Genomic DNA, 12,974 nt, shown 5'->3' with positions numbered 1-12,974 from the left:
GGGGAATGAACTTGGAGACGTGCCGCCCCGGCCGAATACCGGGGCGGTCGGGTGGGCTCAGGCCGCCAGATAGAGGTCGGCCATGTAGTAATCCTTGGGATCGAGTGCGGTGTCGAACTTGCCGAAGGTCTTGAACAGCTCGTTCATGGTGCTGAACCAGCCGGCGACGGTGCCGTCCCTGGTCAGCTTGGCAAGCTCGGTCGACGTCATCAGCTTGCCATAGCCGGCCTCGGTCTTGAGCTGCTCGGCCGGGATGCCAAGCTGCTTGGCGGTTATGTCGACCGCCTCGTCAAGATGCGCGGCGCGATAGTCCTGCGCCTCCTTGATGACGCCGATCACCTTCTTGACCAGATCGGGATTGCTCTCGACCAGGTCGTTGCGGGCAATGAACACGCTGGGGAAGGTCGTGGCCGGATAGAAATCATCATTCTTGGCGATCTCGACGAGATCGGGCACGGTCTTGCGGATGATGCCGACAAACGGATACCAGATGCCGGCCGCGTCGACCTGCTTGGACGAAAAGGCGGCAACCACTGTGCTCGGATCCATCGGCACCACCTCGATGTCGTCCATCTTCATGCCGGCCTTGGCGAGCGCGAGCCTGAGCAGCATGTCGCCCGAAGTGCCGGCTGGAACCGCAACCTTCTTGCCCTTGAGGTCGGCGATGGAGGCGATGCCCGCCTGGGCGATGACCCGGTCGGAAAAGCCGACATCGTTGACGGCGATGATCTTGGCCTTGCCGGTGGCCGGCAGCCAAAGCGCGCCCGGTCCGAGATAGCCGAATTCCAAGCTGTTGGCGCCAAGCGCCTGGACCTGGATCGGACCGTTGGTGAAAACCTTGGTATCGGCCTCGACGCCGTGCTTTGCCCAGAGCTCCTTGGCGTTGGCGATGCTGGCCACGCTGGCGCCCCAGAAATCGCCATTGTAGCCGATGCGGGCAGCATCGCCCGCTGCCTTCGCCGGGATGGTCCCCGTTGCCAGCATGGTGGCCGCGGCCGCTGACGAGGCCATGAAGTCACGTCTGTTCAATGTCATGTCTTCTCTCCCTGTTGCTAACCTTGTCGTTACCCATGCGACTGCGCGGGCTGCTGGTGGTAGACGGCATGCCAGACGCGGTTGCGGATGGCTGTGAATTCGGGGGACAGCCTGATTTCCTCGGTGCGCGGATAGGGCAGGTCGACCTCGATAATCTCCTGCAGCCGCCCTGGTCCGGCCGCCATGACGACGACCCTGTTCGCCAGATAGACGGCTTCGTCGACATCGTGGGTGATAAACATCACCGTGCGACGCTCGCGGCTCCAAGTTTCAAGCAACTGATCCTGGAGCTGGACGCGTGTCAGGGCATCGAGAGCGCCGAACGGCTCGTCCATCAGCAGGATGACGGGATCGACGGCATAGGCGCGGGCGATGGCGCAGCGCTGCTTCATGCCGCCCGACAAGGTCTTGGGAAGGGCATCGGCGAATTGGCCGAGGCCGACCAGGTCGATGAAGCGCTCGGCGATCTCGCGCCGCCGTGCCGGCGGCTCGCCCTTGATGCGCAGGCCGAACTCGACATTGTCGCGCACGCTGAGCCACGGAAACAGCGCATATTGCTGGAAGATCATGCCGCGTTCCGGCCCCGGGCCTTCGACCGGCTTGCCGTCGACGGTAACCTCGCCGCTGCTTGCCTTGAGCAGGCCTGCGGCGATATTGAGCGCGGTGGACTTGCCGCAACCCGAAGGGCCGACCACGGTAACGAACTCGCCGTCGGCGACATCAAGCGAGAAACGATCGAGCGCGAGGAACGAGCCGCCCTTGAGATCGAAGCGACGCGTGACATTGTCAAAAACGATCTTCGGCGTCATATCCGCTCCTGCCATATGGTCAGGCGCCGCTCCACCGCCTGCAGCATGCGGTCCATGGCGAGGCCGAGAATGCCGATTGCGAACAGGCTGACGAAGATCGTCGGCAGGTCGTAGTAGAGCTGCGCCTGCTGCATGCGGTAGCCGAGGCCGGACTGGGCGGCGATGAGCTCGGCGGCGACCACGGTGGCCCAGGCCGATCCCAGCCCGATGCGCACGCCGACCAGAATGAAGGGCGTCGAGGCCGGCACGACGACGCGCCGGAAGATGGTGAAGTCCTTTGCGCCGAGCACCCGCGCGGCGTTGATCATGGTGCGGTCGACGCTGATCACCCCCTGATAGGTGGCGACGACACTGGCCAGGAAGGAGGCGAGGAAGATGACGAAGATCTTCGGCGTCTCCTCGATGCCCATGGTGACGATGGCGAGGGGAATTATGGCCAGCGGCGGGATCATGCGGAAGAATTGCAGGTAGGGCTCGACCAAAGCGCGCGCGACCTTGTACCAGCCCATGGCGAAGCCGACCGGGATGGCCAGCAGTACACCGAGCAGGAAGCCGGTCAGCACGCGTGCAAGGCTGGCGGCCGTGTCGCGCAGGAGCTGGCCGTTGCCGAGCAGTTCGATGAAGCGGGCGAGCACTTCGGGCGGCCTCGGCAGGCCGACGACGCCGCTGCCGGTGAGCGCCCACCAGATCGCCACGCCGGCCGCCACGCCGGCAATGTTCAGCCCGAGGCTGGCGAAATCCATCGCCGGCCCCCGATCGGCCTTGCCCGACGATGCGGTGCGCGGCTTTGCCGAGGCGGCGCTCATCGCGGCGCTCCGGAATAGAACAGATGGTCGAGCGCGACAGCGGCGCCGCCGATGGCGCCGGCGCCCGGCCCGATGCTCGAGCGCTCGAAGCGCAGCATGTCGCGCATGGGCGGCAGCACGCGCGGCGGCACGCCTGCGCGGATACTGTCGATAAAGCTCTCCGGCGCTTCGGCGAGATGGCCGCCGAAGACGATCAGATCCGGATTGAGCAGATTGGCGGCGCTGGCGATTGCCGTCGTCAGATGACGAACGGCAGCGTTCCATGCTTCGGTATGTTTTTCCACGGCGGCCAGCAGCCGCTTCGGATGAGGGGTCTCGATGCCGGCCGCGCGCGACAGCGCGCGTTCGGACAGGAAAGTCTCCAGGCAACCGGTGCTGCCGCAGGCGCAGCGCGCACCATGCTCGACCACCTGGATATGGCCGAGTTCCACCGCGCCGTACCCGCCCGGCCGAAACGGCCTGCCGTCGACCACGAGGCCGGCGCCGAGGCCCGTGCGCAAGTAGATGTAGAGCAGGGCGGACGCGTCGCGCCCGATGCCGTAGCGCGATTCCGCCAGCGCCATGGCGCTGACATTGTGCTCGACGACGACGGGCATTCGCAATGCCGCTTCCAGTTCGTCGGCGAACGCCACGTTCTTCCAATCGTAGTTGATCGACAGGAGATTGCGACGCCGCTTGACGTCGACCGGCCCCGGAACACCCAGGCCCATGCCGAGGATCTTCGAGCGGTCGGCGCCTGTCTTCCTGATGAGGTCGTCGACCATTCGGGCTACCTTGGCGATCACGGTCGCCGGCTCGATTGTGGCCGTATCGAAGTGAAAGGATGAAAGCCTTTTCGCCGATGCCTTCAGGTCGGTGATCGCGGCGTGGATGGTGCCGGCGCCAATGTGCACGCCGACCACATGGTGGGCATCCGGCACCAGCGCCAGGTCTACCGCGGGCCGTCCTATTGGCGCGCCGCCGGCAGCTACCTGGGCGAGTTCGGTGACGATGCCGTCCTTGAGAAGCTGCGCCGTCAGATGGGTGAGCGCTGTCGGAGACAGCGCGGTGCGGCGCGCCAGTTCCGCCCTCGACTGCGGACCGTCGTCCCTCAGGATGCGCAGGATCGCTCCGTGATGGATGCCCATTCTTCCTCCCAATTACTTTCTAATGTTTAGAAATTAAATAGCACTGTCAAGTGCTGCCTTGGGTGGCGGATGTTGGCGCGAAGTCGGGCTTCTGTCGGGCGAGCCATGTCAGGTTCGGGCGACCATTCAAGCAAAAACCCGCCCCGGTTTTCCGGGGCGGGTCTGTTGCCCGAGGCGGAACTCGACACATTGGTCGAGACAATAATGGTCGCCACGGCCGGTGAAGATCGGGTTAACCGACAATTTGATTCAAGTGCGGCTGTGGATATTTGCTTTCGGGTAAAGCGACTCGGCCATCCTTGCCGGACGGTGGGCAATAAGGAGAAGCCATGAAAAGCGACTTTGCCGCCGCACACCTCCATCTTGAACGAGCCTGTCATTACCTGCGCGGCGACGACGAGACGAGCAGCGGAGCCCGTGCTGCCTTGGATATTCTGATCGAGGCAATTGTCGCGGCGCAGTATACGCGGCCGTTGGCGGACGTGGTTGAGTTTCCCAGATCGGCAAGGTTGCGATAGGCCGCGATCGGCCCGATGCGGCGGCGCGAAGCCAGCCAATCAGTCATACGCTTCAGTTTGCCACCCCTGACATCAAACGCCATCCGGCTCCCACTTCCTGGTCCTCTGGTCCAGGAAGGCAGGGGAGCGTATCCTTGCGGGATTCAATGGTTTGAGATTGTCTCGGGAAGGAGATGGCGATGGCTGAGGCAGCGCGTCACGACGCCTGGCAGGCGGGGGACAGCTACGACCTCTATATGGGGCGGTGGAGTCGTCAGATCGCTCCCCTGTTCCTTGATTGGCTCGATCCGGCGGAAGGTCTGGACTGGCTGGAGGTGGGTTGCGGGACCGGGGCGCTTTCAGCAGCCATCCTGGCGCGTTGCAACCCCGGGAGCCTGGTATCGCTGGACCCATCGGAGGGCTTTCTCGCCAAGGCGCGGGCAAACGTGGCGGATGAACGTGTCGCGTTTCTCGCAGGCGATGCGCAGGCCCTGTCCGTCGAATCGGGCAGCAAGGACATGGTCGTCTCGGCGCTGGTCCTCAATTTCATCCCGGACAAGGAGAAGGCGCTCGCCGAAATGCGGCGGGTCGCCCGCGACGGAGCGACGGTTGGCTTCTATGTATGGGATTATCCCGGCGGCGGCGTCGAATTCATGCGCGCCTTCTGGACCGCGGCGAAGGCGCTTGACCCCGCTGCCGCCGACCTCACCGAGGACAAGCGCTTTCCATTCTGCACGCCCGACGGATTGACCGAACTCGCAGGCAAGGCCGACCTCGTTTCGGTCGACTGCACCAAGATCGAGGTGCCGGCGGTGTTCAGGGATTTCGAGGACTATTGGCACCCCTTCACCCTGGGTGCGGGACCGGCGCCCGGCTACTGCATGAGCCTCGCGCCGGAAGCGCGCCAGAGATTGATGGAAAGCCTCCGCGACAGCTTGCCGCGCGGCGAGGACGGATCCATTCCCATGAAGACGAGAGCCTGGGCGGTCAGGGCCAAGGTTGCCCGCTGACCGCCAGACCCCGTCGCGCTAGGCATGCAGGCCGGCGACGATATCGTGCTCCGTGCAAAGTTCGGGTTGACCGCCCCCGGGCGCAAAGCGACACTCCACCGTGATGGACGACAGGATGCAGGAGAATGCAATGGACGAGCCCGATCGTTGGCGTCACATGACGAGCGCGCCAAGGGATGGCAGCCGGATCCTGGTCACGGTCAGGCCGTCCGAGCAGGGGCCGGCGGAAGTCGACCTGGCCTACTGGTCGCGCGCCGACCAGTTCGGCGCCGAGGGCTGGCGCGCCTCCGACTCCTCGCCGGGACGCGTGGTCGAATACGCCGAGCCGGAGCTGAAATGCTGGATGCCGCTGCCGTCAGCCAATCTGAGCAGGGGGTCGATGCCTTCACCCTGGGAAGGCGAGGACGTGCCGCTGCTCGATGGCTCGGGGATTTGAGGCGAACGGGGAATTCACGCGATAGGCGTTGATCGGGCGGCCTCGACTTCACCCGATTCGCCGCCCACCTACCGGGGCCGGCGCACCGCCCTTACCACGCCGCGGGGTCCACTGCCGCAGAAGAATCGGTCGCCACCGTCGGATTCCAGCCCCGATACATTCTTGTCGGGCGGCATGTCGAGCCGCTCCAGCACTTTTCCAGTCTCTGGATCGACGCGTCGGATGTCGCTCTGGTCGCCTTCCCAGGTGGCGTGCCACAGCTCGCCGTCGACCCAGGTCACGCCGGTGACATAGCGATTGGATTCGATGGTGCGCAGGATTGCGCCTGTCTCGGGGTCGATCTGGTGGATCTTGCGGTCGCGGTTCTGCCCCACCCAGAGCGTGCCTTCGGCCCAGGTCAGCCCGGAATCGCCGCCACCGCCGGGTGCAGGAATGGTGGCCAGCACCTGGCCCGTGTCGGGATCGATCTTCTGGATCCGGTCCTTGGCGAGCTGGAACAGGTGCCGACCGTCATAGGCGGTGCCGGCGTGTGCCGCGACATCGATCGAGCGCAGCGTCTCGCCGCTCGCGGGGTCGAACGCGGTCAGCTTGTCGCCCGAGGCAAACCAGACCTTGTCCCCGTCAAAGCTCACCCCAGCCACGCTCTTCACCCCCGGAAAGGGTCCGTATTCGCGCAGGATCTCGGCCGCTGAATGTTTCATGTCGCTATCCTCACTGTGATCTTCCTGCCTTCTTAACCGTTCGGCAGCGGCGCCGGGAGTAACAAGGTGGTCGTGAATCCGGCTACGGGCGGCGTCATCCAGCGGCGCGCCCGCCCATGCCCGATCGACTGCACCTTGCCGGCCTCGGCGAGTTGTTCCAGCGCGCGCTGCACGCTGCGCTGGCCGGCGCCAAGCGCCAGTGCCAGCGCCGAGCTTGCCCAGGATTCACCATCGGCAAGGAAGGCAAGCACTGTCGCGTGCCGCTCTTCGATCGGCCGCGCCAGCACCACCACCTCGCCGGCATGGCGAGGCGCCAGCGCAAAGCCCCGGCTCGTCGCGCCGATATCGGCCAGCGTCCGCAGTTCGGTGCGCAGCCGGCCGATCTCGACCCGCAGCCGCGCGCGATGCGATTCATCGGCGTGCTTGCCGCCGAAGGCCCGCGCGATAAGCGTCGCCCTCGACACATCTCCAGGCCATGCCTCGGCCAGCGCGCGGGCCAGCGCAAACAGCACCGGGCGCGTTGCCAGCGAGACCGTGGTTTTCTGCTGGCGCGCGACATAGCGGAAGCTATCGACGATCAGCGCCGGCGACGCCTGCAACGTCTCGACTTCCTCAAGCAGCAGCGGGCGCTCCTCACCCCGTGCGATGAGCCGCGCCGCTGGCGTGTCCAGCGCCAGGAATGCGCTGTCGACCTCCGCCATAAGGCCCGGGATGCCGGCCTGTCGGGCGGCATGGCGTGCCCACTCCAGCGCAGTGCGGGCTTTTCTCGTCCTGAGGCGCCGCATCGCGATGCCGGCGACAGCCAGTTCGTGCGCGGCCCTGGAGGCCGGCGGAAGTGGCGCCGGATCGAGCCCGGCCAGCACATGTTCGGCCTCGTCGAGCCGGCCGATCAGCAGCAGGCGCCGCACTTCGAGGTGTCCGGCATGCGCGGCGTTCAGCCGGTCGCCATGCTTTTCCAGCGTTGCCCGAGCCTTGTCGAGCGCCTTGGCCGGCCAGCCGAGGTCGCGCGAGACCAGCGCGATCTCGGCCTCGGCGACGATGCATCTGGCGCGCGCCACCGCTTCCTTCGGGCCGAAGGCACGGACGGCCCGCCGCAGCAGCAGCTTGGCGCGGTCGAGGTCGCCGAGCTGGGCCATGGCGATGCCGCGCAGGGCGAGTGCCGGCGCGTCCTCGCGCAAGGCGACGCGGTCGAGCGCGCCAAGCGGATCACCCGCCGCCAATGCCAGTGCCGCGGCCGTGATCAGGGAGTCCATTCAAATCCCGTCACACTTGTAACTCCCACCTTTCCACTTCACGGCCTTAGCCTACCTCACCAGCAACAACACGTCGCTACGGCGCGACGACAGACTGGCAAAGGAGAAGACCAATGACCATCGCAATGAAGACACCACCGGTCGTTTCACAGCAAGCATGGGAGGCCGCGCGCGAGGAGCTCCTGGTGAAGGAAAAGGCCACGCTCCGCGCCAAGGACGCGCTTGCTGCCGAGCGTCGGCGCATGCCGTGGATGGCGGTGGAGAAGACGTACATGTTCGAGGGGCCTACCGGAAAGGCTAGCCTGCTCGACCTGTTCGAGGGCCGCCGCCAGCTTATCGTCTACCGCGCCTTCTTCGAGCCGGGCGTGCATGGCTGGCCGGATCACGCCTGCCGCGGCTGTTCGCTGGGAGCCGATCAGGTCTCCAATCTCGCCCATCTGAACGCCCGCGACACCACGCTCGTCTACGCTTCGCGTGCGCCACAGGCCGACATTGCGCGGCTAAAGAAGCGGATGGGCTGGGAGATGCCCTGGTACACCATCACCGACAGCTTCGACGCCGACTTCGGCGTCGACGAGTGGCACGGCCATAACGTGTTCATCCGCGACGGGAAAAGCATCTTCCGCACCTATTTCATCAACAGCCGCGGCGACGAGGCGATGGGCACCGTCTGGAGCTATCTCGACGCGACGCCGCTCGGCCGCCAGGAGGTCTGGGAGGATTCGCCCGAAGGCTATCCCCAGACCCCGACCTACAAGTGGTGGAACTGGAACGACAATTACGACGCCGCGCCCGACAAGAAATGGGACGAAGTGTCCAGTGCCGGCGAGGCGGCGTTCCGAGACAAAATCGACTAGGGCGATGGACTTGGCGGAGCAGCCGGCGCCGTTCACGAATAGCGCTGGAGCTCCGCTCCCATTGGCTCGCGCCAGCGCTCTATTGCAGGAGACAGATCATGAGCACGATCCATACAGATGCCGGCAGCGCGCTCCCCGGTGAAAACGCAAACGCGGCTGGCGCGGCCGGCATTGCCGATTGGCTGTGCCTTGCCGCGGCACCGACCTTCGCCCTGATGGCGCTGCTCGCCATTTTCAGCGGCGATGCGGCGATGCTGTGCATGGGCGCGAATGCCTCGCCGCTCACCGGCCTGCCTCTCACCGGAATGCCGGCGATGTATCTGTTGATGAGCGCCTTTCATCTGACGCCCTGGCTGAGGATGATTTCCGGCCGACACGCCCGGTAGGGGCCATCCAACCCCTTGTCCATCCGAGGGCGACGTTGCCAATCAATCTCCCCATATGAGGCAGATCAGCAGCGTCGCCGTCGGCTCTTCGGGCTTGACCTTCAGAACAGAAATGCCGCCGTGGCGGGGTCCGGGCCGTTGCGGCCGTCGGGCGAATCCATTCCGCGGATGGCCTCGAGGTCGTTCGGTCCCAGCTCGAAATCGAAGACATCGAAATTGGTGGCGATCCGCTCCTGATGGATCGACTTCGGAATGACGATCAGCCCTTCCTGGAGATGCCACCGGATGATGATCTGGGCCACCGACTTGCCGTGCTTCCTGGCGATGCCGGAAAGGGTCGGGTCGTTTAACAGCCGGCCGCTGCCCAGCGGGCTCCAGCTCTCGATGCGGATGTCGTGCCGGGAGTGGTACTCCCTGACGTCGCGCTGCTGAAAGCGGGGATGCAGTTCGATCTGGTTGACCGTGGGTGTCACGCCGGTCTCGCCGATGATCCGCTCCAGATGGTCCTGGTTGAAATTCGAGACCCCGATCGACTTGATGCGGCCGGCTCGCCTGAGGTCGATCAATGTCTTCCATGCCTCGACATATTTATCCTGGCTGGGTACCGGCCAGTGGATCAGGAACAGGTCGATCCGGTCTATGCCGAGCCTGCTCATCGTCTCGTCGAAAGCCCGCAGGGCGGCGTCACGCTGATGCGCGCCATTGCGCAGCTTCGAGGTGATGAACAGCTCGCGTCTCGGCACGCCGGCCGCGCGGATTGCCTGTCCGACCCCTTCCTCGTTCTGATAGCCCTCGGCGGTGTCGATCAACCTGTAGCCGGCCTCGATCCCCCAGCCCACGACTTGAGCCGTGATGGCCGGATCGACCTGCCACACGCCAAGGCCGATCTGGGGAATGATGGACCCGTCGTTCAAGGCAATCTGTTCGGGTCTGTTCAAGGTATTCTGTTCAGGCATGTTCAGGTCCTTCTCCATCGTTTCGCCCGGCGCACGCTCTATCTAGTCCCGGCGACCGCCAAAGCCAGTCGATATCAGGAAAATGTGAGGACAAGGACGCACGGCGCCGATCCATCCGCGCTTCTGGTGGCGAGAAGCGGGCATTGCCGCACGTGGCCTTGCTCCATGAGTTTTCCAGGGTGGCGGTCGAAGCGTTGATCGAACACCCGGCGATCGATGTAAATTCCAGGAGAAGAAGAGCCCGCCTTGAGCCCGGCTTCGGCCAAGGGTCGTCTCGGCGAATGTCGCCCTCCCTCGGCTAGAGCCCACGCGACCCTACGCGAGGAAGTTGTACTGGGGGCACAATGTTTAGCCGGCTTCATCGTAAGTGCGTCCGTCGCCTGCGTTTTTCAATCCGGCCTTCCTCTGCGAAGGTGTCGGCCGTATCGCGGTTTGTGTCATTCGAACAGACGAGGACAGTGGCCAAGCCTGTGCCTAGCGTGGACTTGGCCCTATGCGCTCACGATCGGGAGAGTGGATGAGTTTGTATCCGGCCTGTATGGGAGGCGAGGATCAAAACCCTGAAAGCTCCCTTCCTGATGGCGTTGTACGAGAAGGGAGTCTGGTTATGAAGTTCAAAGCTCTGATCAAGCGTGCCGAGGTTGTGGATGGAGCGTTCGAGCAGCTCGAATCCGATCTGGCAAATGCGTTCGATGAATGTATCAACCTGGACGATGAGTGGCCGCCGGAGGATGCGGTCGGTATCTCGGACGAAAATCTCGCGGCAAGGAATGACAACACGTTGCCTGAGGACGATGCGATGTCCGAGGGCAATGCGCTGCTGCTGGAGGACAATTCGGGCGAAACCGCGCGGCGGCTGACGTCCCACGCCCAGACGCGACTGGCTGCATTGAATGCCGTCGATGAGCTCTTCCACGATGCGCAGGACTATATGGGGGAGATCAATGCCAAGCTGTCGGAGATCGCGACCTCGCATCATTTGACAGGCGAATATTTGAAGCTTCTTCACGGCGACATTCTTCGCGCCAACGAATTGGAACTGGCAAATGCCAGCCTGACCGCGCAGCAAAGAGCGCTGTCGGACCAGCTTCACGACGCGACCAAAAAGCAGCGCGAGCGCGACAGCGCCATCGAGGCGCTGCAGCAGCGCGAGACAAGCTTGATCGAGGACAAGGAGGCGCTTCGCGGTGCGCTGGCCGCGGCCAGGCTGGAACTGGTCGTGGCAGCCAATGCGAGCGCCAAACGCGAGGCGGAGTTCGGCGATCTCGTCAAAACGATTTCGGCCAAGACGGTCGAGGTCGACAGGCGCTCGCGCGAGAACGAGATGCTGCGGGAAAAGCATGTCAGCCTGTCGATCGACCTCGACAAGGCGCTGAAGCGAGAAGCCGAGGCGCGGCACAGACTGGATGAACTGTCGACGATCCACGCCAATGACGCGGCGCGGCTTGCCGACCTGCTGGCTGCGCTTGGCAAGAGCGAAAAAGAGGAAATGCGGCTGCAGAAATCACTCGATGTCGCGCAGGCCAAGCTGTCGGAAATGACCGAAGCGGCGCGTATCAGGGAAGGCGACAAGGAAGCCGAGCTGCAACGCAGCCTGGCCGAGATGAGCGGCCTGCGGTCTGAAATCCAGGGCCTGCAATCGCGATTGCAACTTGCCTCGCAAGAGAACAGCGAAGCCGCCGGCGAGATCGCCAGTCTCAAGGCTCAATGGAGCGATGCCGTTGCCGAAAAGCAGATCGCGGAGCAGAAATTGTCCGCGCTCATCAAGGAGAATGAGCACGACAAGATGAACCTTTCGACGGTGAGCGCGAACCTTTCGCAACTTTCCCTGCAGCAGGCTTCCGAACAGATTCAGCACGATGTCCAGAGGCAGGAATGCGAGGATCTGCGCGCCGAAGTGGCGGCGCTCAACGCCCGGGTCAAGGAGCTGTTGCCTTATGAGCGGCTCCACAAGGTGACAAACGCCAGGTCGCGCGAAGACACCGTGGTCGAGATCGCCGGCGCGGTGGCCGAGAAGGCGCGCGCCACCAGCAGACGGCGCGTCCGTCCAAGCCTGCGCGCCGCATCATAGCCAAGGCGCGGCTGCCTGCATTCCGGCTTTGTGTCTGCTTACGGAGCAGACCAAAGTCCGCAGTGGGTACTGCTCGAGGCGTAGGGACCAGATATTTTGGCCGGCCGATCCGGCGGCGGGTAATTATTCCTTGCCACCGGTCGAGGCGACCGAGGTGGCATAGAAGCGCTGAAGCAAGGTCATCACCGTCATCGGGATAACCGAGATGAAAAGCGCGGCGGCGAAGATCAATCCGTTGTCCATTAGCTCGACCGTGACCGCATCCTGCGCGACTTTTTCGTCAAGCTTCAGGAATTCGCCGGACGCGGTTGAAGCGCACCGGAGCATCCGGCACCAAAGAGCGGGGGCGGTGCGTTGCCCGCCCCTTCATTCGTCCTTGACCGGCTTCCCAGCCCCAAACCTCAAGCCATCCATCAGCAGCTTGACCAGCCGGCGCGAGCGGTCGCGCCAGTCCCTGGTATCGGGCGCCGAATAGATGCCGCCGAGCGCGTGCATGACATCGGAGGCGTCGACATCGCCGCGGATAGAACCGTTGGCCACCGCCGCCTCGACCAGACGTCTGAGCGCTTGCGTCACCCGGCCCGAAATGTCCGAAAACAGCGTCGAGTTGGTGGACATCAGGATGCGAAGGCTCGTCGACAGCCCGCGCTTGGTGGCGATGTAGTCGACGAAGCGCTGCATCCATTGTTCCAGCGCGACGTCGGGCGCCTCGGTGCGGGATAGCTCGTCGGCCGCCTGGCACAGCCCTTCCACCTCGCGGCGATAAACCACCTCGACCAGATGCTCGCGCGTCGGAAAATGCCGGTAGAGCGTGCCGATGCCGACGCCGGCCTGGCGGGCAATCTCCTCCAGCGAGGCATCGACGCCATGCGCGGCAAACGCGGCCGCCGCGATCACGATCAGCCTGTCGCGGTTGCGCTGCGCATCGGCGCGCAGCTTTTTTGTCGCTGCGGCGTCGGGGTTGTCTTCAATTGTCACGGGCGGCTGCGAAGCCAATTTTTTCTCCACTGTCGAATATGGGGCTTGAACC

At 64.3% G+C, this 12,974-nt stretch carries 15 protein-coding genes; 6 read left to right on the top strand and 9 right to left on the bottom strand.

The genetic code is table 11. The features are described 5' to 3' along the window. Positions 1-57: 57 nt before the first annotated feature. The 4 genes from CN311_RS06615 to CN311_RS06600 are packed head-to-tail and all read right to left on the bottom strand — an operon-like array spanning position 58 to position 3,777. Positions 58-1,029 carry an aliphatic sulfonate ABC transporter substrate-binding protein gene (locus CN311_RS06615; protein ID WP_425351053.1) on the bottom strand — a complete coding sequence of 324 codons (972 nt, stop codon included), beginning with the start codon at positions 1,027-1,029 and terminating at the stop codon, positions 58-60. A gap of 35 nt (positions 1,030-1,064) precedes the next feature. Next, the gene (locus CN311_RS06610) at positions 1,065-1,844 is read right to left on the bottom strand and encodes an ABC transporter ATP-binding protein (protein WP_097572529.1); all 780 of its coding nucleotides are present in this window, start codon (positions 1,842-1,844) and stop codon (positions 1,065-1,067) included. After that, positions 1,841-2,587 (bottom strand): ABC transporter permease, encoded by a 747-nt coding sequence (locus CN311_RS06605; protein WP_245440752.1) that lies wholly within the window; start codon positions 2,585-2,587, stop codon positions 1,841-1,843. Before CN311_RS06605 ends, CN311_RS06610 begins: the two co-directional genes overlap by 4 nt. A 59-nt stretch (positions 2,588-2,646) precedes the next feature. Further along, positions 2,647-3,777 carry an ROK family transcriptional regulator gene (locus CN311_RS06600; protein WP_097572527.1) on the bottom strand — a complete coding sequence of 377 codons (1,131 nt, stop codon included), beginning with the start codon at positions 3,775-3,777 and terminating at the stop codon, positions 2,647-2,649. A gap of 329 nt (positions 3,778-4,106) precedes the next feature. On the opposite strand from CN311_RS06600, the gene CN311_RS06595 reads away from it, so the two are divergent. The 3 genes from CN311_RS06595 (at position 4,107) to CN311_RS06585 (ending at position 5,720) form a co-directional block, all read left to right on the top strand. Beyond that, a complete protein-coding gene (locus tag CN311_RS06595) occupies positions 4,107-4,295 on the top strand; it encodes a hypothetical protein (RefSeq protein ID WP_097572526.1) in 189 nt (62 codons plus the stop codon). Between the two features lie 179 nt (positions 4,296-4,474). Further along, the gene (locus CN311_RS06590; RefSeq protein ID WP_097572554.1) at positions 4,475-5,284 is read left to right on the top strand and encodes a class I SAM-dependent methyltransferase; all 810 of its coding nucleotides are present in this window, start codon (positions 4,475-4,477) and stop codon (positions 5,282-5,284) included. 130 nt (positions 5,285-5,414) lie between these two features. Then, a complete protein-coding gene (locus CN311_RS06585) occupies positions 5,415-5,720 on the top strand; it encodes a hypothetical protein (RefSeq protein WP_097572553.1) in 306 nt (101 codons plus the stop codon). A 68-nt stretch (positions 5,721-5,788) separates the two neighbouring features. On the opposite strand, the gene CN311_RS06580 is transcribed toward CN311_RS06585, so the two are convergent. Beyond that, positions 5,789-6,421, bottom strand: coding sequence for a Vgb family protein (locus CN311_RS06580; protein WP_097572525.1), 633 nt, complete (start codon positions 6,419-6,421; stop codon positions 5,789-5,791). Positions 6,422-6,453: 32 nt separating this feature from the next. After that, positions 6,454-7,674 carry an ATP-binding protein gene (locus CN311_RS06575; protein WP_097572524.1) on the bottom strand — a complete coding sequence of 407 codons (1,221 nt, stop codon included), beginning with the start codon at positions 7,672-7,674 and terminating at the stop codon, positions 6,454-6,456. Between the two features lie 113 nt (positions 7,675-7,787). Between CN311_RS06575 and CN311_RS06570 the strand changes: the two genes are divergently transcribed. After that, positions 7,788-8,531, top strand: coding sequence for a DUF899 domain-containing protein (locus tag CN311_RS06570; protein ID WP_097572523.1), 744 nt, complete (start codon positions 7,788-7,790; stop codon positions 8,529-8,531). Positions 8,532-8,629: 98 nt separating this feature from the next. Further along, on the top strand, positions 8,630-8,917 hold the full coding sequence (locus CN311_RS06565) for a hypothetical protein (RefSeq protein ID WP_097572522.1): 288 nt from the start codon (positions 8,630-8,632) through the stop codon (positions 8,915-8,917). Between the two features lie 101 nt (positions 8,918-9,018). Here CN311_RS06565 and CN311_RS06560 read toward each other — a convergent pair whose 3' ends face one another. After that, complete coding sequence (locus CN311_RS06560; protein ID WP_097572552.1) at positions 9,019-9,873, bottom strand: aldo/keto reductase; 855 nt, start codon at positions 9,871-9,873, stop codon at positions 9,019-9,021. A 74-nt stretch (positions 9,874-9,947) separates the two neighbouring features. Beyond that, the gene (locus CN311_RS32900) at positions 9,948-10,139 is read right to left on the bottom strand and encodes a hypothetical protein (RefSeq protein ID WP_208866450.1); all 192 of its coding nucleotides are present in this window, start codon (positions 10,137-10,139) and stop codon (positions 9,948-9,950) included. Positions 10,140-10,480: 341 nt separating this feature from the next. Here CN311_RS32900 and CN311_RS06555 point away from each other — a divergent pair, with 341 nt between their 5' ends. Continuing rightward, complete coding sequence (locus CN311_RS06555; protein WP_097572521.1) at positions 10,481-11,944, top strand: coiled-coil domain-containing protein; 1,464 nt, start codon at positions 10,481-10,483, stop codon at positions 11,942-11,944. Positions 11,945-12,310: 366 nt separating this feature from the next. Here CN311_RS06555 and CN311_RS06545 read toward each other — a convergent pair whose 3' ends face one another. Further along, positions 12,311-12,940, bottom strand: coding sequence for a TetR/AcrR family transcriptional regulator (locus CN311_RS06545; RefSeq protein WP_097572551.1), 630 nt, complete (start codon positions 12,938-12,940; stop codon positions 12,311-12,313). Positions 12,941-12,974 lie beyond the last annotated feature (34 nt).

The sequence above is a fragment of the Mesorhizobium sanjuanii genome (assembly GCF_002529485.1).
Lineage (GTDB): Bacteria > Pseudomonadota > Alphaproteobacteria > Rhizobiales > Rhizobiaceae > Mesorhizobium > Mesorhizobium sanjuanii.
Note: the sequence above shows the minus strand (reverse complement) of the source record. Positions and strands in the feature narration are given on the sequence as shown.

Bases quoted from the DNA above. Each gene is read 5' to 3' on its own strand.
- CN311_RS06610 (WP_097572529.1), bottom strand. From the start codon at position 1,844: ATGACGCCGAAGATCGTTTTTGACAATGTCACGCGTCGCTTCGATCTC.
- CN311_RS06605 (WP_245440752.1), bottom strand. From the start codon at position 2,587: ATGGATTTCGCCAGCCTCGGGCTGAACATTGCCGGCGTGGCGGCCGGC.
- CN311_RS06600 (WP_097572527.1), bottom strand. From the start codon at position 3,777: ATGGGCATCCATCACGGAGCGATCCTGCGCATCCTGAGGGACGACGGT.
- CN311_RS06595 (WP_097572526.1), top strand. From the start codon at position 4,107: ATGAAAAGCGACTTTGCCGCCGCACACCTCCATCTTGAACGAGCCTGT.
- CN311_RS06590 (WP_097572554.1), top strand. From the start codon at position 4,475: ATGGCTGAGGCAGCGCGTCACGACGCCTGGCAGGCGGGGGACAGCTAC.
- CN311_RS06585 (WP_097572553.1), top strand. From the start codon at position 5,415: ATGGACGAGCCCGATCGTTGGCGTCACATGACGAGCGCGCCAAGGGAT.
- CN311_RS06580 (WP_097572525.1), bottom strand. From the start codon at position 6,421: ATGAAACATTCAGCGGCCGAGATCCTGCGCGAATACGGACCCTTTCCG.
- CN311_RS06575 (WP_097572524.1), bottom strand. From the start codon at position 7,674: ATGGACTCCCTGATCACGGCCGCGGCACTGGCATTGGCGGCGGGTGAT.
- CN311_RS06570 (WP_097572523.1), top strand. From the start codon at position 7,788: ATGACCATCGCAATGAAGACACCACCGGTCGTTTCACAGCAAGCATGG.
- CN311_RS06565 (WP_097572522.1), top strand. From the start codon at position 8,630: ATGAGCACGATCCATACAGATGCCGGCAGCGCGCTCCCCGGTGAAAAC.
- CN311_RS06560 (WP_097572552.1), bottom strand. From the start codon at position 9,873: ATGCCTGAACAGAATACCTTGAACAGACCCGAACAGATTGCCTTGAAC.
- CN311_RS06555 (WP_097572521.1), top strand. From the start codon at position 10,481: ATGAAGTTCAAAGCTCTGATCAAGCGTGCCGAGGTTGTGGATGGAGCG.